The following is a 22206-nucleotide window of genomic DNA, read 5'->3' on the forward strand; positions in this document are numbered from 1 at the left end:
GGCGCCTCTGCTGCACTTCTCCTAACTCCTAGCGTCTTGATCAGTTTGCGGACTCGAGAGATCGAGCCCTTTTCGACCTAGCCGAGCTCAGCGGCGCTTGACGGATAGTGATGCGGGTCACCCCGCTCACTAACTCTTCTTCTGTGATCCAAATAGAGGCATATACTGCCCTGTGAAAACCTTGAAAGCACGGTGAGCCGGTGAATTTTGGCGTGATCGGTTATGGCTACTGGGGACCGAACGTCGTGAGGAATCTTGCGACGCTGGAGGGGACCCAGGTGTTGGCCATTGCGGACCTGGATGCAGGGGCGCGGCAACGGGCGCAGCGCGCGTATCCGGCGATTCACGTGACGGCGGACGCGCGGGAGGTGCTGACATCGACAAAGATCGATGCGATCGCGGTGATTTCGCCGGTGTGGACGCATTATGAGCTGACGAAGGCGGCGCTCGAAAACGGCAAGCATGTGTTTGTCGAAAAGCCGTTTACGGCTAACACGGCGCAAGGGCAGGAACTGGTGGAATTGGCGGAGAAGCGCAACCTGAAGATCATGGTGGATCACACGTTCCTATTTACGGGGGCGGTGAAGAAGATCAGCCAGTTGATCGATGAGGGGGCGCTGGGGAAGCTGTACTACTACGATTCGACGCGCGTGAACCTGGGGCTGCTGCAGCATGACGTGAATGTGCTGTGGGATTTGGCGCCGCACGATTTGTCGATCATGGATCACCTGATCAAGGAGACGCCCGAGGCCGTCGTTGCCACAGGAGAGAAGCACCTGAACGACTATGAAGACGTGGCGTATATGACGTTGTACTTCCCGGGAAAGACGATTGCGCACATCAACGTGAACTGGCTTTCTCCAGTGAAGGTGCGGATGACGCTGATTGGCGGGGAGAGGAAGATGGTGGTGTGGAACGACCTGGTGGCTGATGAGAAGGTCAGGGTGTACGACCGGGGCGTGCAGACGACGACGCAGGAAGGCATGTATAAGCTGCTGGTGAATTACCGGTCGGGTGATATGTATGCGCCGCGGATTGAACCGGCAGAAGCGCTGACGCAGGAGCTCAAGTATTTTGTGGATTGCATCACAACGGGAACGGATCCGATTAATGACGGGCGGGCCGGGCTGCGGGTGGTGAGGATGCTGGAAGCAGCGACGAAGTCGCTGAGCACACGAGGATCGCTGGTGAAGCTATGAGTACATTCAACTGCATTGCGGATGACGTCAGGCTGGGTGTGGGCGTGAAGCTGGCGAAATTCATCAATTTGTATGGCTGCACGGTGGGCGACGGCACGAAGATCGGCACATTCGTGGAAATCCAGAAGAACGCCACGGTAGGCAAGAACTGCAAGATTTCAAGCCACAGCTTTTTGTGCGAGGGCGTGGAGATCGAGGACAACGTCTTTATCGGGCATGGCGTGATGTTCATCAACGATCGCTTTCCGCGGGCCACGAATGAAGACGGCAGCATGCAGACCGAGGCCGACTGGAAGGTGGAGCATACGCGAATCTGCAAGGGAGCGTCGGTTGGGTCGGGCGCGACGATCTTGTCGAATGTGACGGTGGGTGAAGGGGCGATTGTGGGCGCGGGCAGCACTGTGACGAAGGATGTTCCGGCGCATGCGATTGTGGCGGGAAATCCGGCACACGTGACACGGATGATCAAGCCGGTGGAGGAAGACGCGAATGCGCCGGTGCCGTTTCTTGACCTGGTGACGCCGCACGTGGAGATGGAACAGGAGCTGGTGGCGGCGTTCCGGCATTGCTTGCGGACGGCGTCGTTTGTGGGCGGCTCGCCCGTGACGGAGTTTGAGAAGGCGTTTGCGGAGTTCTGCCACACCAGCGAAGCGGTTGCAGTGAACAGCGGAACGGATGCGCTGCGTTTTGCGCTGATGGCTGTGGGCGTGGGGCCGGGCGATGTTGTGGTGACGGTGCCGCATACGTTCATTGCGACGACGGAGGCGATTTCGCAGGCGGGTGCGCTGCCGGAGTTTGTGGATGTTGACGAGCGGACGTATAACTTGTCTGCCCCGGCGCTGGAGAGGTATCTGACGACCCAGTGCGAGCGCGATGCGGCGGGGCGGGTGATCAGCTTGCGCAGTGGACGCCCGGTGAAGGCAGTCGTACCGGTTCACCTTTATGGGCAGATGTCTGACATGGACGCGATCTGCGCGCTTGCGGAGCGGTACGAGCTGGTGGTGGTGGAAGACGCGTGCCAAGCGCATGGCGCTGAGTACTACTCAGCGAAGCATGGGCGGTGGGTACGAGCGGGCGAGACGGGCGCGGCAGCGGCGTTCAGTTTCTACCCGGGGAAGAACCTGGGAGCGATGGGCGAGGGCGGCGCGGCGACAACGAATGATGCCGCGGTGGCGAAGATTATGCGCCAGCTCAGGGATCACGGGCAGGCGAAGAAGTACTACCACGATATCGAGGGATACAACGGAAGACTGGACTCGATGCAGTGCGCGTTTCTGCATGCGAAGCTGCCGCACCTGGAGGGATGGAATCGGCAGCGGCGGGAGCGGGCAGCGGAGTACAAGAGGCTGCTGGCGGAGGAGAGTGGCGCAGTGCTTCCGTTTGAGCCGGAGGGCTCGCGCGGCGTGTATCACTTGTATGTTGTGCGCACGGCGGAGCGCGATGCGTTAATTGAGCATTTGAAGCACGCGGGAATTGGGACGGGCATTCACTATCCGATCCCGCTGCACCGGCAGAAGGCGTATGCGGGGATGGGCTATGCGGAGGGTGCGTTTCCGGTGACGGAGCGCGTTGCGGCGGAGATTGTATCGCTGCCGATGTTCCCGCAACTGACGGCGGCGCAGCAGGCACGGGTGGCGGCTGAGGTGCGCACGTTCCTGGCGAAGACGCGCGAGGATCTCGCGGTGGCTGAGACCGCGGGGCGCGTGTAGGTGTTGCCGATGATGGACGAACTTCAACTCGAGGCCAGGTCGGCGGGATCCGGCTTGGCGGCTTACGTGCTGGTGACTCCGGCGCGCAACGAGGCGCAGTTCATCGGGCAGACGATTGAGGCGGTGGTTGCGCAGACGGTAAGGCCGCTGAAGTGGGCGATTGTGAGCGATGGGTCTACCGATGGAACCGACGAGATTGTGAGCCGCTACGCCGCGGAACATGCGTGGATTGAACTCGTGCGCATGCCGGAGCGGACGGAGCGGCATTTCGCCGGAAAGGCGCTGGCGGTGCGTGCCGGCGCGGAGCGCATGGTGGGGTTGCCGTACGAGGTGATTGCGAGCCTCGACGGCGATATTGCGTTTGAGGCGGATCATTTCGAATTCTTGCTGCGGAAGCTGAAAGGCGATGCGCGGCTGGGTATAGTGGGAACCCCTTATCGCGATACGGCGAACGAGACTTATGATTTTCGGTTTGTGAGCACGGATCATGTGTCGGGTGCGTGCCAGGTGTTCCGGCGGACGTGCTGGGAGGAGATCGGCGGATACGCGCTGTCGAAGGGCGGGGCGATCGATTCGATTGCGACGCTGACGGCGCGCAGCAAGGGCTGGAAGACGCGGACGTTCCCGGAGAAGATGGCGCTGCATCATCGCGTGGTTGGCACGGCGGAGAACAGCCAGATGAAGTCGCGGTTCATCCTGGGCAAGCGGGATTGGATGGTGGGCAACAGCGCGGTGTGGCAGTTGTTCCGGGGACTTCGCCAGATGACGCAGCGGCCTTATGTGGTGCGCGGAGCCGCGGTTATGGCTGGATATGTGTGGGCGGCGTGTACGGGTGTGGAGAGGCCGGTGCCGGCGGAACTGCGGGCGCTTCGGCGCAAGGAACAGATGGAGCAGCTGGGGAGGTTCTTCCGCGGAAAGACCGGCGCGGAGAGTGCTGCAAACACCGGCGAACACAGCACACAGGCGGCGCGATGAGCACCTGCGGTGCGGCTGGCCGCGGCTTCGCCGCCAGTGGCCGATTGAGGATTGTGGTTTCCCTCCCTCGCGACAGAAAGAAATCGCGAGCATAGGGCACGGGAGATTCTGGGTAGATTATGGGGCGGGGAGTTCAGATTTCGGCGGCGAGTGTGGAAGGGATTCCGCATGCGGCCGAACCGCGCTCGACGATTATTGTGAACGCCGATGACTGGGGCATGCGACTGAAGGCGACGGATCGCATTCTGGATTGCGTTCGGCATGGGTCGGTGTCGTCCACGAGCGCGATGGTGTTCATGGAGGATTCAGAACGCGGCGCGGAGCTTGCGCGCGAGTATGGCGTGGATGCGGGACTGCATTTGAATCTTACGGAGGCGTTTACGGCGAAGGATGTTCCGGCGCGGTTGCGCGAGGAGCACGTGAAGCTGATGCGGTTTCTGCGCAAAGGACGGCGTGGGAAGGTGGTTCCGAATCCGCTGCTGGCTGGAGCGTTCGAGTACGTGGTGAAGGAGCAGCTGGAGGAATTCGAGCGGCTGTATGGCGCAAAGGCGCGGCACATCGACGGGCATCATCATGCGCATCTTGCGGCAAACGTGCGCGGGCAGAAGTTGCTGCCGCAGGGAACCATGGTGCGGCGGAATTTTACGTTTGCGGCGGGCGAGAAGAGCTGGCTGAAGCTGCGCGTGCGCGCGTTCCAAGACAGGCAACTGGCGCGGCGTCATTCGATGACGGAGTATTTTTTCGACATTGCGCCGTTGGAGGAGACGAGGCTGCGCCGGGTGCTGGAACTCGCGCGGACGGCGGATGTGGAGATCGAGTGCCATCCGGAGCGCGATGCGGAGTACGACTTCCTGATGAGCGACGGACTGGCGTGGCTGGGCTATGCGGTGACGGTAACGCAGGGATATCGGCTGCGCGGGAGCCATGTGTCGAATGCACGCGTGCGTGAAGAGGATGCGGTGAAGACGCCGCATGTCGCTGTGTGCATCTGCACGTATAAGCGGCCCGCGGAGCTGAAGCGGCTGCTAAGGGATCTTGACCGGCAGAAGACCGATGGGTTGTTCACCTATTCGGTTGTGGTGGCGGACAACGATGCGGCGCGATCGGGAGAGACCGCGGTTGAAGAGATGCGGGGCGCGATGCGGGTTCCGGTGAAGTATTGCGCGGAGCCTGAGAAGGGAATTGCGAGAGCGCGAAACCGGGTGATTGGAAGTGCGGATGGGGATTACTTCGCGCTGATTGATGACGATGAGTTTCCCGAGCCGGACTGGCTGCTGACCCTCCTGAAGAGGTGCAGAGAATATGGCGTGGATGGCGTGCTCGGGCCAGTGAAGCGGTATCTCGACGACGGTGCGCCGCAGTGGCTGAAGCGGAGTTCGTTGTACGATCGCGCAGTGCAGCCCACGGGGAAGGAAGTGGAGTGGCGCGGCGCGAGGACCGGCAATGCACTGCTGAAGAGCGCGGTTTTTGCCGGCAATGAGCAGCCGTTCGACGTGAAGTTTGCGGCGGGCGAGGACCAGGATTTCTTTCGCAAGAAGATTGAGGAAGGACGGCGGTTCGTGTGGGTGTCGGACGCCGTGGTGTGGGAAGAGCTTCCGCCGGCGCGGTGGAAGCGCAGCTACTTTCTGCGGAAGGCGATGCTTTATGGATCGTATGCGGCGAAGCAGCCGGACTGCGGCGCGAAGAGCGTGTTGAAGTCGCTGGTTGCCATGCCGTTGTATACGCTGGCGCTGCCGTTCGCGCTGCTGGCGGGGCAGCACCGGTTTATGACACTGCTGGTGAAGTTATGCGATCACCTTGGCAAGCTACTTTCGCTGATGGGGATCAGACCGTTTCACGATGAGCATGTAAGCGAATAGAAAAGGGCCCGAGGCATGAAGAGGGATTTGATAGAAGTTGAAGGCCTGGAGATCAGGATCACGGGACGCCGGCTGCGGACGGCGCAGCTCGAGGGAGACTTCTATCAGTTTTTGAAGGATCCGGAGTCGGTAATTGCCGCGTTGCGAGCGACGCCTGATCGGCCGGACCTGTTTACGTTTATGCAGAGCCTTGCGGATGTCACGCCGAAGTACAAGTACCCGATGGAGTGGGACAACATGGCGGTCATCAGTGTGAGCACGTTCGACCACTGGATGAACCATCAGATCTCCGCCAAGCCGCGGAATCAAATGAGGCTGGCGGCTAAGCGGGGCGTGGAATTGCGCGAGGTGCCGTTCAGCGAAGAGCTGGTGCGCGGCATCAAGAGGATCTACGACGAGACGCCGGTGCGGCAAGGCCGCATGTTCCCGCATTACAAAGAGGATTTCGAAAGCGTTTATGCGGCCGAAGCGACGTTTCTGGATCGCGCTATTTTTCTGGGCGCATATCTGGGCGAGGAACTGATCGGGTTTGTGAAGCTGGTGGCGGACGAGGATTGGAACCAGGTGGGGATGATGAACATCCTGTCGCTGATCTCGCAGCGGGATAAAGCGCCGAACAATGCGCTGGTGGCAGAGGCGGTTCGGACGTGCGCGAATCGCGGCATTCCCAACCTGGTGTACTTCCGCTTTGCGCAGGGCAAGCGCCAACGCGGCGGTGTGATTGACTTCAAGCTGCACTGCGGTTTCAGGCGTGTGGATGTGCCCCGGTATTATGTTCCGCTTACGCCGTGGGGCCGAGCGGCGCTGCGGCTTGGATTGCATCATCGGCTGCGCGACCGGCTACCTGAGGGTTTGAGCGAGAAGCTCAAGGAATTGCAGAAGAGATGGCATGAGCAGAGAACGCTCGAGAAAGCGAGCATTGGAAAGATAAACCCATGGAGGCTTTTCGATTGATCGGGCGGGGATCTGGTCGCCGGCTCTTTCACGCTGTATGAAATACGCAGCCACCGCCATCACGGTCGTGTTCATCTGCTGGCTTTTCCAAATGGACCGGCACGAGCAGAGGCGCGCGTCATGGGTTGTATGGATTCCGGTGATCTGGTTCGGCATTATTTGCTCGCGGCCGGTGTCTGTGTGGCTGCAGCCGAACCGCGACACGAACTACGTGGAGCGTTTTACGGAAGGCAGCCCGGTTGATGCGACGGTGTATGGACTGCTCATCCTGGTTGGGCTTCTGGTGCTGAATAGACGCGCCGCACGTATGAAGCAGTTTCTCCAGTTGAACCTGCCGCTGTTGTTGTTCTTCCTGTATTGCGCAGTGAGCCTGTCTTGGTCGGACGCGCCGATGGTGGGGTTCAAGCGCTGGATCAAGGCCGTGGGCGACCTGGTGATGGTCCTGCTGGTGCTCACGGATGTTGATCCGGAGCATGCGATCAACCGGATGTATGCGCGCGTGGGGTTCGTGCTGCTGCCGATGTCGGTGCTGTTCATCGTTGCTTATCCGGCGCTTGGGACGATGTACGACGCGACGGAACACGTGACGATGTACACGGGCGTCACGACATTCAAGAACGAACTGGGTGTGCTGTGCATGGCGTGCGGATTGGGTGCGCTGTGGTCGCTGATCGGGGCGTATAAGGATCGTGCCATGATGAACCGCGGGCGGCACATGATCGCGCAGGGGATTACGTTTCTGCTGGCGCTGGGGCTGGTGATCCGCGCGGATTCGATGACGTCGTTCTCGTCGTTCCTGCTGGCGGGTGCGGTGATGGTGCTGGCATCACTGCCCTGGATGGAACGCAGGGCGCCGGTGCTGGTCGGCGTGTTTGTGACTGCGGTTGCGGCGGCGGGGTTTTCGCTCTTCCTCAGTTCGGGTGCAGGCATTCTGGAGTCGCTGGGGCGGAACTCGACGCTGACGGGAAGGACGACGATATGGAAGGCGGTGCTGGCGCAGAAGATCAACCCGCTGACGGGGGCGGGCTTCGAGAGTTTCTGGATGGGTGACCGCATGGAGGCAGTATGGTCCATGAGCCAGCGAGGGATTCAGCAGGCGCATGACGGGTATCTGGAACTGTATTTGAACCTGGGCTGGATGGGTCTGGCACTGATTGGGGTGCTGATTGTGACTGGGTTCTATGCGGGCCTGGCGCTGTATCGAAGGGATGCGCAGGCGGGACGGCTGCGCATAGCGCTAATGACGGCGGAACTGGTGTATGTGTTCACGGAGGCTGGGTTCCGGATGATGAGCCCGGACTGGTTGGCGTTCCTGCTGGCGATCACTGTGATGCCGTTGGCAGCGGCTCCCGATGCAAATGCGGTTCGCTTGTTTGAGCTGGGGCGGAGGCGCAGGGAAGTTCGCGTTCTGCAGTAGAGGGCGGGAGAGTGTGAGTGATGCACGGCAGATTGAGGAGAGGGTTTGAGGCCGTTTGACGCTAGTGGCGCATTTGCGCCGTCGGTTCCGCGTGGCGGGAAGGCGCTGCGCAGCCTGGCGGTGCGAGGCGCGGGGATGAACATCTTCTCGGGCGTGATGTCGCTGGGGATCCAGGTGGCGGCGACGGTCGTACTGGGGCGCATCCTTGCGCCGCGCGACTTTGGGCTGGTGGCGATGGTGCTGACGTTCAGTATGCTGCTGGCAAATACGCCGAACAACGGATTTATCGACGCTATTCTGCAGCGCAAAGAGATCAACGAATCGCTGGCGAGCAATCTGTTCTGGATCAGCACTGGCATTGCGGTGACGCTGACGGGTTTGTTTGCGCTGGCAGCGCCGCTGGTTGCGCGCTTCTACAACGAGCAGACGGTGATTCGCATTGCCGTCGCGCTGTCGCTGCAGATTCTTCTGACATGCGCGCCGACGGTGCATGCGGCGCTGCTACGGCGAGCGATGCTGTTTCCTTCGCTGGCGATGAACGACATTGTTGCGCGCGCGATGGGCGTGGTGACGTCGATTGTGCTGGGGTTGGCGGGTTGGAGTTACTGGGCGCTGGTGGCCGGGCAACTGATGATGTCGCTGAGCACGGCGGTGGGTGTGTGGATTCTTTGCGCGTGGATGCCGAAGAGTCCGGCGGTTGAGGAGACGCGCGATGCGCTGAGGTTCGCAGGGCATATCGGAGTCCGGTACAGCATCAACTACTTCGTTCGGAACTTCGACAACCTGCTGGTAGGTTGGCGCTTCGGCGCGAATCCGCTGGGGTATTACAAGAAGGCTTACGACCTGTTTGCGATGCCGATGACGCAGTTGGTTTCGGCCAATGCGAACGTGGCGGTGTCGGCTCTGAGCCGGGTGCGCGATGATCGCGCGCAATGGACGCGCTATGTGCTGGGCGCACTGGGGATGCTGGCGTTCATCGGGATGGCGCTGGCAGGCGATCTGACGCTGATTGGCAAGGATGTGATCCGCGTGCTGCTGGGGCCGAACTGGGGAACCGCCGGGTGGATCTTCACGTTTTTCGCGCCGGCAATCGGGATCATGATGGTGAGCGGCGTGCATGGGTGGATCCATGTGTCGCTGGGGCATGCGGAGCGCTGGCTGAAGTGGGGCATCTTTGAGTGGGCCGTGACGTGTGCGCTGTTCTTAGCGGGATTGCCGTGGGGGCCGCAAGGAGTGGCGGTTGCGTGGAGCGCGTCGTTCTGGGCGCTGACGCTGCCTTCACTCTGGTATGCGGGCAGGCCGGTGGATTTTGGAGTGATGCCGGTGGTGCGGGCGATCTGGCGGTATATTGTCGCTTCGCTGGCGGCGAGTGTTGCGGCGTATGCGGTTCTGGCGCACAGCTGGTGGCTGAGGAATCTTGAGGATACGGCCGGGGCGCTGTTGAGGATTGTCTGCGTGACGGCGACGTTCGGCGTGCTGTATCTGGCGGCGGTGGTTGTGCTGCATCGCGGGCCGGCGCCGCTGCGGACGATGGTTACGCTGATAGGCGAGCTGCGGGGGCGAAGGCGGCCGGCCACAGTCGCAAATAACACTTCGAGGGTAGTAACTGCGCCGTCAGTGGAATAGGCAAGGGTGGCGGGGGGCTGTTCTTCTTCTAGATGGGATCGTGTATCGCGGAAGCGACTCAAGGGATATTCAAGATGAAAGTTTGCATGCTCGCCTACTCGTTTTACGACGCTGATAACCGGGTGCGCCGCTATGCCGAGGCGCTGGCGCGGCGTGGCGACGAGGTGGACGCGATCGCGGTAGGGCACGCGGGTCAACCGGCGGTGGAGACGATCAATGGCGTGCGGGTGTTCCGGGTGCAGAGCCGGGTCCGGGATGAGCGGGGGCCGCTCAGCTATCTGTTGAAGATTCTGCTGTTCTTCATCCGGTCCATGTGGTTTCTCACGAAGGGTGCGTTCAGCGAGCCGTACGATCTGATCCATGTTCACAACCTGCCGGACTTCGAGGTATTCGCGACGGTGTTCCAGCGGATGCGCGGGGCGCGGGTGATCCACGATATGCACGAGGTGGTGCCGGAGTTCTACGCGAGCAAGTTCAAGATTGGCGAGCGTTCGATGATCTTTCGGCTGCTGGCCCTGGTGGAGAAGCTCTCAATTGCGTTTGCGGATCACGTGATCGTGGTGAACCACCTGGTGGAGGAGACGGTGCTGAACCGCGGCAGCGTGCGGCCGGAGAAGTGCTCGGTGATCCTCAACTATCCCGACCCACGGATTTTCTGGCGTTCTGCGCGAAAGAGGATGAGCACGGGCAGGGACGGCGAGTTTGTGATCTGCTACCCGGGCACGCTGAGCCGGCACCAGGGAGTGGACCTCGCGGTGGAGGCGGTGGGGCTTTTGCGGGAGAGGGCGCCGGGGCTGAAGTTTTTGATCATCGGCGACGGGCCTGAGCGCGAGAATCTGAAGAAGCTGATTCGGGAGCGCGGTCTTGAGGATCGCGTGTCGCTGACGGGACTGGTTCCGCTGGAGGAAGTTGCTGAGGTTATGGCGACGATCGACCTGGGCGTGGTGCCGAAGCGCAAGGAAGGGTTCGGCGATATTGCGTTCAGTACCAAGACGATGGAATTCATGGCGATGGGTGTGCCGGTGCTGGCGTCGCGCACACGGATTGATGAGTTTTATTTCGGCGGTGGGAAGGTGGAGTTCTTCGAGTCAGGGAATGCGTCCGATCTGGCGGAGAAGATTCTGGCATTGATGGATGAGCCGGAGCGGATGACGGAACTGCGCAGGAACTGCGCAGGGTTCATTGCGAAGAACAACTGGACGGCCAAAGAGGAAGAGTACTTCGCCCTGGTGGATGGGATTACGCGTAAGGCGCGGCCAATGGAGTGTGCGGCGCTGAGCATGTGATGAAGGCTGCGCGGCGGGGAATTCGGTGGTATTCGGGAACGATACTCTTGCTTGCGCTTGCGTCTTACTGCGGCGCGCAGAGCTGGAAGCCGCTTCTGGCGGAGGACCGGGGGATCGACTGGTCGCAGGCTGGAGTAGGAGTGATTCCGGCGCGGGAAGTGAACTGCGCAACACTCAAGCCCACGGCGACTCTTGAACAAATCAATGCTGCGCTAGCGGCCTGTCCTTCGGGGCAGGCCGTGTTTCTTGAACCGGGAACGTATGCGATTGGCGGGACTGTGCGGGTGCCGTCGAATGTAACGCTGCGCGGGGCCGGTGCGGACAAGACGATCCTGAACGCTACGGGCGCGGGAGACGCCGTGATTGCGATGGGGTCAGGCGGTGTGCCGTTTCGTCCTCGGGTGATCAAGGGCGGTGCGGCGCAGAATTCGACGCAGATTGAACTGGTTTCGGCTGCGGGGATCGCGGTGGGGAAGTACCTGGTGATCACGGAGCGGAATGATCCGACGTATGTGACGGCGGCGGGGAGCGGCGGTAATTGCAACTGGTGCGACGGCGGCTGGACGAAAGACGGCAGCATGGCGCGCGGGCAGATTGTGGAGGTGACGGCGGCAATCGGCAATACGCTGACGGTTGCGCCGGCGCTCTATTCGGCTTATACGTATGAGGCCGTTGCGGTGCCGTCCGCGATGGCTGCAAGCCACGCCGGCGTGGAAGACCTTCAGGTGAGGGCGAACAATACCGGATATGCGACGAATTTCCTAATGGACATGTGTGCGTATTGCTGGTTGCGCGGCGTGGAAGGGAACTACGCGGACGGCGACCATGTGACGATCCGGTGGGGATATCGCGATGAAGTACGCGACAGCTATTTCTCGAACGCGTATCTGCATGTGCCGGGCGCGCATGATTCGGATATTGTGCTGGCACTGAAGACGAGCGGGTCGCTGATTGAGAACAACATCATCGAGCGCACACATGAAGCAGTGATGCCGCAGTGGGGCGCAGCGGGGAACGTGATCGCCTACAACTACACGATGGGCGAGTTCGACAGCGATGCCGCGAATGTGATGATCGGCGGGGTGAATTATCACGGCGCGCATCCGCAGTTTAATTTGCTGGAAGGCAATGTGCTGACCGCCATCTATGCGGATTCGGTGTGGGGCAGTTCGAGCGAGACGACGGCATTCCGGAACTGGGTGGTGGGCACGAATCGGATTTGCGGGCCGGTTATGGGGCGCGGGACAGTGGATTGCGGGAAAGGGCACTATGGGTTCCAGGCGGCCAGGGCAGTGCAGTTTTCGTACCTGAGTACGCGAAATAGCCTGATTGGGAACGTGATTGGAAGCGCGCAGATGCAGGCGCTGAAGGGATATTCGACCGCGGTTACGCAGACGCCGGTTCTTGAGTATCCGGAGAAGCGCGTGTACGAGGGGGCGGTGGGGATCACGTTCGGCTACGGCAGCGCCAACGATGATGGAACGGGCGATGGATGCGGCGGCGGAATCGCGCCTTGCCATGCGGGGAAGACTTCAGCCACGACGCGGATGCATGGGAATTTCAATAACGTGAGCGGCGGGATCGAGTGGATGCCCGGTTTGATGCGGAAGCTGCCGGCGTCGTTCTACCTGGCGGGGAGGCCGGCGTGGTGGGGCGCGATTCCGTTTCCTGCGATTGGGCCGGACGTGACGGGTGGAATGGGACCGGGCGGGCACGTGTTTGGGAATCCGGCGCAGGCCTGTTACACGAAGGTTATGAAGGGAACCGATGGCGGAGCGGGGAGTCCGCTGGTGTTTAATGCGGAGCGATGCTATGGGCCGTGGAAGTGAGGGACGACCAGAAAATTGAAAGAGAAAGGCCTCCGCATTCGACGGAGGCCTTTTGGTTTGGCTTGAGTTTGTGAGTCACTGCTGAGTGAGTTCGATGACCTGGATGGAGTAGCCCGGCATGGTGTGGCGGAGGCGCGATCCCTGCACTGGGATGGTGCTCTCCACCGGAACGATGTCCTTAGGGTGATCGATGGTGTTGGTGGCCTGGGTGTCTTTCGCGCTCAGGCTGACGAGTTTTGCAGACGCGGCGAGCTTTGCGGCGGAGAAGTCGATGTCGACGGCCTGCGGAGCGGAAGAGCCGTTGACGAGCTTCAGGTAAAGCTTCTTCTTCGCGGCATCGCCAGTGATGGAGTAGAAGAACTTTCCGTCTGCGCCTTCAACCTTCGAGGCGAGAGTGTGATCGCCGATGTAAGAGCCGAACATGACCTGCGCGTAGTAGGCGGGCGAGCCGTAGCTCTTCGAGGTGTCGTAACCGATGAGGTCGGTTTCCCACTGCATCCCACCGGGATTCACGTTGACGAGCAGCGGTGCGTAAGAAGCCATGATGACGAGATCGCTGTTGCGCTCGAGGCCGGTCATCCAGGCGGCGTCGCCAAGAGCGGCGCCCATGTTGGGCGTGGGCGCACCTTCGCGCGTGGCCCATTCGCCGACGAAGACCTTGGGGCCCTTGCGGTCGGCATGATCGTAGTGTCCGCCGTCCCACTTCATTGGCGAGGAGGAATTTTCGCGGCTCGCGTCGTAGTGGTCTGCGTCCTTGAAGTTTTGCGTGGCGCGGACGTAGTAGTGCTCGTCGAGGACGTCGACGTCTTTGCTCTTTACTGGGGCGGTTGCGATCAACTTCAGATCGGGATACTTGGCACGGATTGCCTTGGCGAACTGCTCGTAGCGTGCGTCGTAGCTGCCGGAGCGATCGAACCACTCTTCGTTGCCGATCTCAACATAGGTGAGCTTGAATGGCTCGGGGTGTCCATCTTTGGCCCGCTCAGCGCCCCACTTTGTGCTGGTGGAGCCGGTCAGGTACTCGATTTCGTCGACCGCATCTTGCACGTAGGGATCGAGGTCGGCGCCGGGATTTACGTGATCGCCGTGCAGGGAGTAGCCGGCGTAGACAGCGAGCACTGGCTGCATCTTCAGGTCCTCGCACCACTCGAGGAATTCGAGGAGGCCCATGCCGTCGGTGGACCAGTAGCCCCAGGGGCTTTCGTGGCCGGGACGATCGACGCGGGGACCGATGGTCTTCTTCCAGTCGAAGTGATCGGAGATGCGGTTGCCCTCGACATAATTGCCGCCAGGGAAGCGCAGGAACTGCGGATGCATCGCGGCCATCTTCTCCATCAGGTCGGCGCGGAATCCGTTGGGACGGTTGTGGTAGGTGGGCGGAAAGATGGAGACGAGTTGCAGCCAGAGGGTTCCGGCATGACCAACGCTGATGGCGAGGTGGTTCGCGGTGGAGGCTTCGATTGCGCCGGTCTTGAGGGTGAAGTTGTACTGCTTCCAATCGGTGCTGACGCTCTCGACTTTCGCGGTGGCCAGGGCTTTGCCGGTCTGGTTGGCGACGAGGCTGACGGTGATGGGGCCCATGTCAGAGGCGCCGGCCTTCGCGTAGAACGAGCCTTTGTACTCAGTGTTGGGTTTGAGGCCAAAGCCCCACCAGCCGGTATTGATGAGGCCAGCCTGGTTCTGGGCGTCGGCCTGCTTGATTTCGAGCTTGAGGCTGGACTTGAGAGCATCGCTGGGGCCGGTGGAGGCGTCATGCTGCATGGTGGCGGAGGCGTTGCCCTGCTCAAGGAGGTACCAGTAGAGGATGCCGCTCCAGTCTCCGCGGAAGGTGGCGTTGCGGACCATCTCGGCGTAGATGCCGCCCTCGTAGGAGTAATTGATCTCCTCGGTCATGAGGCCGTAGAGCATGGGGCTGACGGGAGTGGAGGGCTGATCTGGATGAATGGAGAGGGTAATGGGATGCTGCTGCGCGTTGGCCAGAGAGGCGAGGGCGAGGGCGGAGCAGGCGAGGATGCCGGTAAACGCTTTCTGAAGCATGTAGGTTTAACCCCTGTTCGAGACTCGGGAGGAGTATATCGCACTGGCCTGGAAATGCGATTTACCGTTGCTGAGGACCGCGTTGAGGTTCCGGACGAGGGCGGGGGACTGTCAGGCAGAGGCTGCGATGATGCGATCGGCCCATACAACTGCCTCAGTGAAATCCGCCAGGAGACGACTGTTGTCGAGCCCATGTTGCGCGGCAATCGAGTCAGACTCCGGCCAGTCGCCCCGCTCATGGGATTTCAACCAGGCGAGCCGAGCCTGGATGGAGCATTGTTCGCTTGAGCAGGGACGATCGTCTCGAAGGAGTGCAGTGCGAAGCGGCTCGCTGAGCGAGAGTTCGCGGATCGCATCTTCCATTGGCAACTGCAGCATGGCAGGGAGCATGCTGAACAGGCCGAGCAGATAAGCCTGGCTGGGTTCAAAGTTTGTGCCGATGGAGCCGAGCTCGCAGAAGCGGGCGCGGATGAACGCCATTCGCAGGATCTCTTCAGGGCGGCCGGCATTGAATTCGCTGGCGATGGCGAGCCACGCGATGCGGCGGAACTGATCATCGCCGATTTTTACGATGGCCGACTTGATGGAGGTAACTTCCTGACGGGATGCCATGATGGCGGAATTTGCCAGTCTGATGACGCGGTAGGTCAACGAGGCATCGCGCTTCACCAACTCGCAGACCCTTTGCAAATCGAGAGGCTGCTGTTGCATCGCCTGAAGCAGCTGCATGTGAGCGACGTGATTGGCCGGGACTTTGCGCCTGGTGATTAAGAACGGCTTGCAGAAGAAGTATCCCTGAAAGAGCGTGAATCCTTCTCGCCTGGCCTGTTCGTACTCCTGATGGCTTTCGACCTTTTCAGCGATCAGCGCTCCAGAGAAGTTGCTGAGCCTGGCGAGCGTTTGGCGGCGTGCTTCGGCATCGGTAGAGCGGAAATCGATTTTGATGTAATCAGCCAGACCGATCAAAGGCTCCATCTCCGGCTGCCAGGTAAAGTCATCGAGCGCGATGCGGTAGCCGCCTTTCTTGAATCGGCGACAGGCACTGAGAACCTTGGGCGTTGGTTTTACATCTTCGAGAATCTCGAGTACTGCCATGCCTGGCGGCAGTGCTTCGACCAGTTTTCCCTCAAGCGCGTCGGTTGTGCAGTTGACGAAGGCTGGGAGGCCTCCGGTGAGCATGCGCACGCCGAAGACGACGGTGTTATCGATCATGGTGCGGGTGGCGTCGAGACTGGAGCCGCGGAATTCAGTCTCAGGCCCTGAACGGAACAACAGTTCGTAGGCATATACGCGTCCGCGCATGTCGAAGATGGGCTGACGCGCAAGATAGCGGACCGGAGCTGCCGCCTCTTCGGAGAGGGGCTCGAGCATTGCGTTCTTGCTGCTGCGCGTAGGCATGAGATCAAGCTGCTTATCGGATGAAGACCGCCCGATCGTTAGACGCCGAGGTAACGTGCTGATGGTTGCGGCTCGGCACAGGGAAGTGAATCAGGATTGCGCACTGTGTTTCCCAGAGGACAGAGTTGGCATCCAAGGGACCCATGACTCCCGAGGAGCTGCGGCTCGCGATGGCATTGCTGAAGATCAGCGAGGAGGTGAGCCGGCGAATTCCGCGGGAGCAACTTGCAAAGTGCAAGACGACGGAGGAGCTCTGGAAGCTCGTCCATGAACACATGGACGAATTTGACGGCGGCCAGGAGAAGGACCAACAAACCTGATTCGGAGTTCGCTACTGGTTCACTATGCCCTGGGCGATGGCGTAGCGAGTGAGTTCCGCGATGGTGCGCAGGCCTAGCTCATCCATAAGGCTGCTGCGGTGGAACTCCACTGTCTTGATGGAGATGTTGAGGCAAGTGGAGATTTCCTTGGTGGATTTTCCCTCGGCGACAAGCTGCAGGACTTCGCGCTGGCGAGGAGTGAGCTTGGTCTGGAACAGCTCTGCAGGATTTCTTCTCGGTTCAGCGCGCGCGATTTCGCCTGCCTCGCCGCCCACCAGCGGGCTTACATAGTAGCGGTCCGCGAGGGCCATGCGAATGGCTTCCATCAGTTCCTTCGCGGCGGACTGTTTGGCGACATAGGCTCGCGCGCCGGTCGCAAAGGCCGCATGAACGTAAGCGGGATCAAGTTGCTGCGTGACGAAGATCAGCCTCATCCCGGGGTGAGTTTTTGCCAGGCGGCGCGCGGCTTCGATGCCATTCATTTCGGGCATGCCAATGTCGAGCACGACGACGTCGGGCTGGAGGCGGTCGGCTTCCGCGATCAACTCACGGCCAGTGGTAGCAGTGCCCACCACGTCGAATTCGGTGCTCAGCAGACGCGACAAGCCGTCGAGCATGAGCGAGTGGTCGTCTCCGAGAAGAAGTCGTTTACGCATGGCCATCCACAGGTATGGTGACGGTGATGGTGGTGCCCTGGCCAAGGCCGGACTGCACATCGAGGGTGCCGCCGGCCAGGCGGGCGCGTTCCTGCATGGAGATCATACCGAGGCCGTGAGTCGTGGGGTCCGCATCGCGATCGAACCCGATTCCAAAGTCCATGATTTTCAACTCCACTTTACTGTCTGGCGCGCTGAGGACCACCTTTACGTGCGTCTTGCCGGCGTGCTTGGCTACGTTTCGCAGAGCCTCCTGCGCGATGCGGTAAAGCGCGATGGAAGCTTCCATAGGCACTGTATTGGGCAGATCGTGGCTGGAGTAGTTGGCCGGCATGCCCTCGCGGGCGCCGAATTCCGTAACCAAGGCTTTGAGCGCCGCTGGAAGTCCAAGGTCATGCAAGATGGCCGGATGGAGCCGATGCGACATGGTGCGCACATCGGTGTTCAGCGCGCTCAACTGCTCCCGCAAGGCCTGCAACTTTTCCAGTCCATCCTTTTTGCCTTTGCCGTTTTGGGCGAGAATCTGCTGGAGGTCGATTTCAATCAGGCTGAGCCGCTGGCTGATGTCGTCGTGCAACTCGCGGGCGACCCGCTGCCTCTCTTCTTCCTGCACCGAGAATAGATGCCCGGTAAGGCCGCGCAGTTCCTCCTGGGTGCGGTTGAGTTTGCGGGCGGCGATTGCGATCTCGCCCTCAAGGGCGTGCTTCTCCTGCGTAATGAGGCGTTCCGCTTCGCGGCGGAGGGAGATGTCCTCGATCATCAGCAGCAGAACGCGGTTGCCGTCAGTGGAGAGTGCCTGCGCCTTGATGAGAAGGGTACGGCGCTGCGCCGTGGTCGACTCGTGCTCGAACTCGAGCAGGGAACCAGCCGGGCCGCGCAGCAGGTCTTCCAGCTTTTCGCGAATACCCTGAATGCCCCATAGCAGGGTTGCCAGATCAGGCATCGATCGTCCGACCAGGTCACTTGCAGGCATCTGCGTGAGTTCGCGGAAGGATGTGTTCGCGGTGCGGACGGTGCAGTCCTGATTCAGCACCGCAATCGGCACCGGCACGCTCTCCACCACCGAACTGGCGAAGTCACGGGCGTCGACCAGTTGCTGCTGGCTGCTCCGGAGCTGATCGATATCGAGCAGGAGGACGACGAGGCCTTCAATCTTGTTGTCAGATGTACGATAAGGGCGAACGCGGAGCAGATGCCAGCGGCCTTCTTTATCCTGGACCTCCATCTCACGGGTTCCAAGCGATTCCAATACTTCATTGAGAATGGGTTCGAGATCTTCGATGCTCAACTGCAGGCGGATCTCATTGATGGACCGACCTATATCGGTGGGCCTGACGCTGAGCAGCCGCTGCATGGGCGGGGTGAACTGGCGAATCTGGAACTCGCTATTCAGCATGAGGAGCGGGATATTGACGCTGTTCAGCAGGTTGGTGAGATCGTTGCCTGTCTGCGTGAGCACGTTGTTGCGCTGCTGCAACTCGTCGTTGACAGTCTGCAGTTCTTCGTTGGCGCTCTGCAGCTCTTCCTTCGTGGTCTCAAGCTCTTCGTTGGTGCTTTGGAGCTCTTCATTGGCAGACTGAATCTCTTCATTCGCCGAAACCAGTTCCTGATTGCGGGCGTCGCGCTCTTCGACGAGCGATTGCAGGTGAAAGCGGGTGGAGTTCAGATCCTGGCGAAGCTGCGCGATCAAGCGCTCTTTCTCGTCCGCCGAGAGTTCGGGTTGGAGCACCTGCTCGGGCAGGCGCCGTTCCACTCCTCCCTTCGAGAGGGCTTGGAAAAGAATGAGAAAGCTGCGCGGCCGTGTAGAGGCGCTGGTGATGGGAAGCACGTCAATTTCGATCTGCTGCTCGCCCTTTTGCTCATCTATCAAGGTGACTTGGGTGGAGGCGGGGACGTTGTCACGGATGGCGCGCTGGGCCGCCGTGCGCACGTCATTGACGAGACCGTCTTTGAGCACGCGCAGCAGGTTCCAACTCACCGCGCCGGGAGTGATATCGAGGAACGAGGAGGTCTGACCGCGCGACTGCAGAACATTCATGCGGTCGTCGATGATGAGGCCCGGCGGTCCGAATCGCGCTAGAACAATGCGGTCGGCGGCGCGCTGTAGCTCTTGTTCAGGCCAAATGTTGTTATCGATTTCGACGACGGGCGGCCTAATCGCTCCACCCGCGTGTGTCAGGGCATAGGTGCGCGGCGGCTCGTAGTTGAATGGCAGGTGCGCGCCGGTCTTCATGTAGATCTTGTGCTTTCTGTCGACCGTGTTGAAGACGTCGCCGTAGTCGCGCAATCCTTCGGACATGCCCAGCAGCATGTAGCCGCCAGCCTCGAGAGCATAGTGGAAGGTGAGCATCACCTGGCGCTGCAACACCTGATTGAAGTAGATCATCACGTTGCGGCAGCTCAGGATATCGATGTGGGAGAACGGGGGATCTGCGCAAAGATTCTGCCGGGCGAAGATGCAGGTATCGCGAACACGCTTTGAGACCTGGTATCCGCGGTCGACCTTAACGAAGTAGCGGCGGAGCCTCTCGGGGCTTACCTCACCGGCAATAGTTTCGGGATATATCGCGATCCGCGCGGTCTCGACGGATTGGTCGCTGGCATCTGTGCCGAATATCTGGACTGGAGTATCGAGGGAATTCTGGGAGAGGTACTCGAGAACCACGATGGCGAGAGAGTAGGCTTCTTCTCCGGTGGAGCATCCTGCGCACCAGATGCGGATGGGCTTCTCGGGAGGCCGGTCCTGGAGCAGCACGGGCAGCACATTCAAGCGAAGGGAGTCCCAGAAACCCGCATCGCGGAAGAAATGCGTGACATTAATAAGGACGTCTTCCTGCAAGAGGCGGAGTTCGTCGGTCCGCATCTGAAGGAGCCGATGGTATTCGGACAGGCGATCTTGGCGCAGGAGCAGCATGCGGCGGGCGATGCGGCGGCGAACGGTTTCAGGCTTGTATAGGCGGAGATCGAGGCCGGAGAGTCCGCGCAGCAGCTGCAGGATTCTCTGAAAGGACTGCTCGTCGTCGGGGGCCGCGTGCCCGTCTTCGAGCGAGCGCACCTCGGGCCGCGTGAACTGGTGGCCGAGACGGCCGAGCTCGATGGCGATCTCAGCGGGAGGGAGAACGAGATCAACGTGGTCAGCGGCAATGGAACTGCGCGGCATGCCGGGCTGCATGGCGGACTCGGGGGTCTGGACGATGGCAATGCCACCCTCCGCCTTGATTGCCTTGAGGCCAAGGGCGCCGTCAGAGTCGCCACCCGAGAGCACAACGCCTACGGCGTGATTCTTCTGATCGGCCGCCAGAGAGTAGAAGAAGGTGTCAATCAGGCGGTACGTACGGTCTTCCGGGGACAACTCCTCGACTTGGAAATTGCCCTCGCGGATGGTGAGGCGCTGGCCTGGCTGCAGCACATAGAGGTGGTTTTGTTCCGCACGCAAGCCATTTTCGATGGGAACGACGGTCATCTTCGTGTAGCGCTCGAGAATCTCCGAGAGGAAGCTACGCTGGTTAGGCGCCATATGCGTAACCAGCACGAAGGCCATTCCCGTGTTTGGGTCGAGATTTTCCAGAATTTCGCGCAAGCTGTCGAGGCCGCCAGCGGAGGCTCCGAAGCCGACGACTGGATACATCAAGGCCGGAGCCTGTTGTTCTTCTCCAGCCGATTCAATGCGGGGAGCGAAGGGCAGATTGGGAGATGGGTCCTGCTGGCTAGGCTGCGTGGAATCTTCGGTGGCTAGGGCGCTGGTCTCGTTCGCCGGCACAAGGGCCAGCTCCGATGATTCGGAAGCCGGCTGGGGCGAGGTATCAGGGGAACTTTCTGGGTTGAGATCGTCGGGGGGCATAATCGTACTTTCAGTACATTCACTATACGCTGCATTGTGGTTGCCAAGTGGGCCTGTGAAAGTGGACTTAGTGAGAGAACTCACGCGGCTTATCGAACGGTTTCTGATGAATTCTTAACGACGGTTATGGCGCCGGGTGAGAATCTGCATCTCAGTCGGGGTGGCAGCGCGCGACATTATTGTGGTCGGGGCCTCGGCGGGCGGATTCGAGGCGCTTCAGACCCTGGCGGCAGGTTTGCCAGCCGATCTGAAAGCCGCTGTGTTCGTAACCCTGCACCAGTCTCCACATGGCGAAGGCATTCTGCCTCTTATCCTGAATCGGGCGGGCGCCCTGCCCACCTTGCATGCCGAGGACGGGATGCTCATCGAGGAGGGCCGGATCTACGTCGCCCCTCCCGACCATCATCTGATGATTCGAAATGGTTTTCTGGAACTGGGGCATGGACCCAAGGAGAACCTTCATCGGCCGTGTATCAACGTGATGTTCCGTTCCGCGGCGGCGGCGTACCGGGAGAGAGTAGCGGGCGTAGTGCTTACGGGGCTGCTGGATGATGGAGCGGCCGGTCTGTGGGAGATTCAACAGCACAATGGAACGACCATTGTGCAGGATCCGGAAGAAGCGGCTTACCGCTCCATGCCCGATAGTGCGATCCGTGGATTGAACGTTCAATATATTGTGCGGCTCGGGGAGATCGCACCGCTGTTGATGAGGCTGGCGGTGGAGGATGAACACGCGCCGGTGCCCGCCGTGCCGGATCCAGAACCTGAACCGGCTACCCAGGTTTGCCCAGAATGCGGCGGCGCGATGACGATGACCCGGATGAGCCATCTGCGGGAATTTCGCTGCCATACGGGGCATCGGTTCGGGCTCAAGTCGCTGATTGCCGAGAAGATCACGATTCTGGAGCGCGCGCTTACTGGAGCGCTGGCGCAATCAGAAGAACTCACACAGCTTCTGCGCACGGCCATCCAGCAGGGCGAAACCGAACACGGCAGCGATGCTGCTCACACCATCGAACGGCACCTTGAACAACAAGACATGCTGCGCCACCTGCTTGAAAGCGGCCGGGACACCTCCGAGATTCTTCGAGAGGCGTGAT

15 protein-coding genes are annotated in these 22206 nt (G+C 60.6%); 11 read left to right on the plus strand and 4 right to left on the minus strand.

The genetic code is table 11. The features are described from left to right. Positions 1-200 precede the first annotated feature (200 nt). The 9 genes from MOP44_RS13515 (at position 201) to MOP44_RS13555 (ending at position 12854) form a co-directional block, all read left to right on the plus strand. Complete coding sequence (locus MOP44_RS13515) at positions 201-1199, plus strand: Gfo/Idh/MocA family protein (RefSeq protein ID WP_260796565.1); 999 nt, start codon at positions 201-203, stop codon at positions 1197-1199. Next, positions 1196-2908, plus strand: a complete 1713-nt coding sequence (locus MOP44_RS13520) for an aminotransferase class I/II-fold pyridoxal phosphate-dependent enzyme (RefSeq protein ID WP_260796566.1) — start codon at positions 1196-1198, stop codon at positions 2906-2908. Before MOP44_RS13515 ends, MOP44_RS13520 begins: the two co-directional genes overlap by 4 nt. Positions 2909-2917: 9 nt before the next feature. After that, positions 2918-3883 (plus strand): glycosyltransferase, encoded by a 966-nt coding sequence (locus MOP44_RS13525; RefSeq protein ID WP_260796567.1) that lies wholly within the window; start codon positions 2918-2920, stop codon positions 3881-3883. A gap of 119 nt (positions 3884-4002) precedes the next feature. Beyond that, positions 4003-5742 carry a ChbG/HpnK family deacetylase gene (locus MOP44_RS13530; protein ID WP_260796568.1) on the plus strand — a complete coding sequence of 580 codons (1740 nt, stop codon included), beginning with the start codon at positions 4003-4005 and terminating at the stop codon, positions 5740-5742. 15 nt (positions 5743-5757) lie between these two features. Continuing rightward, entirely contained in the window at positions 5758-6696 is a 939-nt protein-coding gene (locus tag MOP44_RS13535) for a hypothetical protein (protein ID WP_260796569.1), read from the plus strand. 37 nt (positions 6697-6733) lie between these two features. Next, positions 6734-8113: an O-antigen ligase family protein gene (locus tag MOP44_RS13540; RefSeq protein ID WP_260796570.1), complete on the plus strand. Its 1380-nt coding sequence runs from the start codon at positions 6734-6736 to the stop codon at positions 8111-8113. 45 nt (positions 8114-8158) lie between these two features. After that, positions 8159-9739: a lipopolysaccharide biosynthesis protein gene (locus MOP44_RS13545; protein WP_260796571.1), complete on the plus strand. Its 1581-nt coding sequence runs from the start codon at positions 8159-8161 to the stop codon at positions 9737-9739. Between the two features lie 74 nt (positions 9740-9813). Then, complete coding sequence (locus MOP44_RS13550) at positions 9814-11025, plus strand: glycosyltransferase family 4 protein (protein WP_260796572.1); 1212 nt, start codon at positions 9814-9816, stop codon at positions 11023-11025. Further along, positions 11025-12854, plus strand: coding sequence for a glycoside hydrolase family 55 protein (locus tag MOP44_RS13555; RefSeq protein WP_260796573.1), 1830 nt, complete (start codon positions 11025-11027; stop codon positions 12852-12854). The genes MOP44_RS13550 and MOP44_RS13555 overlap by 1 nt, the downstream gene beginning before the upstream one ends. 75 nt (positions 12855-12929) lie before the next feature. On the opposite strand, the gene MOP44_RS13560 is transcribed toward MOP44_RS13555, so the two are convergent. Both MOP44_RS13560 and MOP44_RS13565 read right to left on the minus strand, forming a co-directional pair. Next, positions 12930-14891 carry an alpha-L-arabinofuranosidase C-terminal domain-containing protein gene (locus tag MOP44_RS13560; protein ID WP_260796574.1) on the minus strand — a complete coding sequence of 654 codons (1962 nt, stop codon included), beginning with the start codon at positions 14889-14891 and terminating at the stop codon, positions 12930-12932. Between the two features lie 111 nt (positions 14892-15002). Beyond that, on the minus strand, positions 15003-16289 hold the full coding sequence (locus MOP44_RS13565) for an EAL and HDOD domain-containing protein (protein ID WP_260796575.1): 1287 nt from the start codon (positions 16287-16289) through the stop codon (positions 15003-15005). 125 nt (positions 16290-16414) lie between these two features. On the opposite strand from MOP44_RS13565, the gene MOP44_RS13570 reads away from it, so the two are divergent. Further along, positions 16415-16609: a hypothetical protein gene (locus tag MOP44_RS13570; RefSeq protein ID WP_260796576.1), complete on the plus strand. Its 195-nt coding sequence runs from the start codon at positions 16415-16417 to the stop codon at positions 16607-16609. Positions 16610-16620: 11 nt separating this feature from the next. On the opposite strand, the gene MOP44_RS13575 is transcribed toward MOP44_RS13570, so the two are convergent. Next, positions 16621-17265, minus strand: coding sequence for a response regulator (locus MOP44_RS13575; protein WP_260796577.1), 645 nt, complete (start codon positions 17263-17265; stop codon positions 16621-16623). Beyond that, positions 17258-21025 (minus strand): CheR family methyltransferase, encoded by a 3768-nt coding sequence (locus MOP44_RS13580; RefSeq protein WP_260796578.1) that lies wholly within the window; start codon positions 21023-21025, stop codon positions 17258-17260. Before MOP44_RS13580 ends, MOP44_RS13575 begins: the two co-directional genes overlap by 8 nt. A 241-nt stretch (positions 21026-21266) precedes the next feature. Here MOP44_RS13580 and MOP44_RS13585 point away from each other — a divergent pair, with 241 nt between their 5' ends. After that, positions 21267-22205: a chemotaxis protein CheB gene (locus tag MOP44_RS13585; RefSeq protein ID WP_260796579.1), complete on the plus strand. Its 939-nt coding sequence runs from the start codon at positions 21267-21269 to the stop codon at positions 22203-22205. Position 22206: the final 1 nt, after the last annotated feature.

This window comes from Occallatibacter riparius (genome assembly GCF_025264625.1).
Classification (GTDB): domain Bacteria; phylum Acidobacteriota; class Terriglobia; order Terriglobales; family Acidobacteriaceae; genus Telmatobacter; species Telmatobacter riparius.

Bases quoted from the DNA above. Each gene is read 5' to 3' on its own strand.
- MOP44_RS13520 (WP_260796566.1), top strand. From the start codon at position 1,196: ATGAGTACATTCAACTGCATTGCGGATGACGTCAGGCTGGGTGTGGGC.
- MOP44_RS13525 (WP_260796567.1), top strand. From the start codon at position 2,918: ATGATGGACGAACTTCAACTCGAGGCCAGGTCGGCGGGATCCGGCTTG.
- MOP44_RS13530 (WP_260796568.1), top strand. From the start codon at position 4,003: ATGGGGCGGGGAGTTCAGATTTCGGCGGCGAGTGTGGAAGGGATTCCG.
- MOP44_RS13535 (WP_260796569.1), top strand. From the start codon at position 5,758: ATGAAGAGGGATTTGATAGAAGTTGAAGGCCTGGAGATCAGGATCACG.
- MOP44_RS13540 (WP_260796570.1), top strand. From the start codon at position 6,734: ATGAAATACGCAGCCACCGCCATCACGGTCGTGTTCATCTGCTGGCTT.
- MOP44_RS13550 (WP_260796572.1), top strand. From the start codon at position 9,814: ATGAAAGTTTGCATGCTCGCCTACTCGTTTTACGACGCTGATAACCGG.
- MOP44_RS13555 (WP_260796573.1), top strand. From the start codon at position 11,025: ATGAAGGCTGCGCGGCGGGGAATTCGGTGGTATTCGGGAACGATACTC.
- MOP44_RS13560 (WP_260796574.1), bottom strand. From the start codon at position 14,891: ATGCTTCAGAAAGCGTTTACCGGCATCCTCGCCTGCTCCGCCCTCGCC.
- MOP44_RS13565 (WP_260796575.1), bottom strand. From the start codon at position 16,289: ATGCCTACGCGCAGCAGCAAGAACGCAATGCTCGAGCCCCTCTCCGAA.
- MOP44_RS13575 (WP_260796577.1), bottom strand. From the start codon at position 17,265: ATGCGTAAACGACTTCTTCTCGGAGACGACCACTCGCTCATGCTCGAC.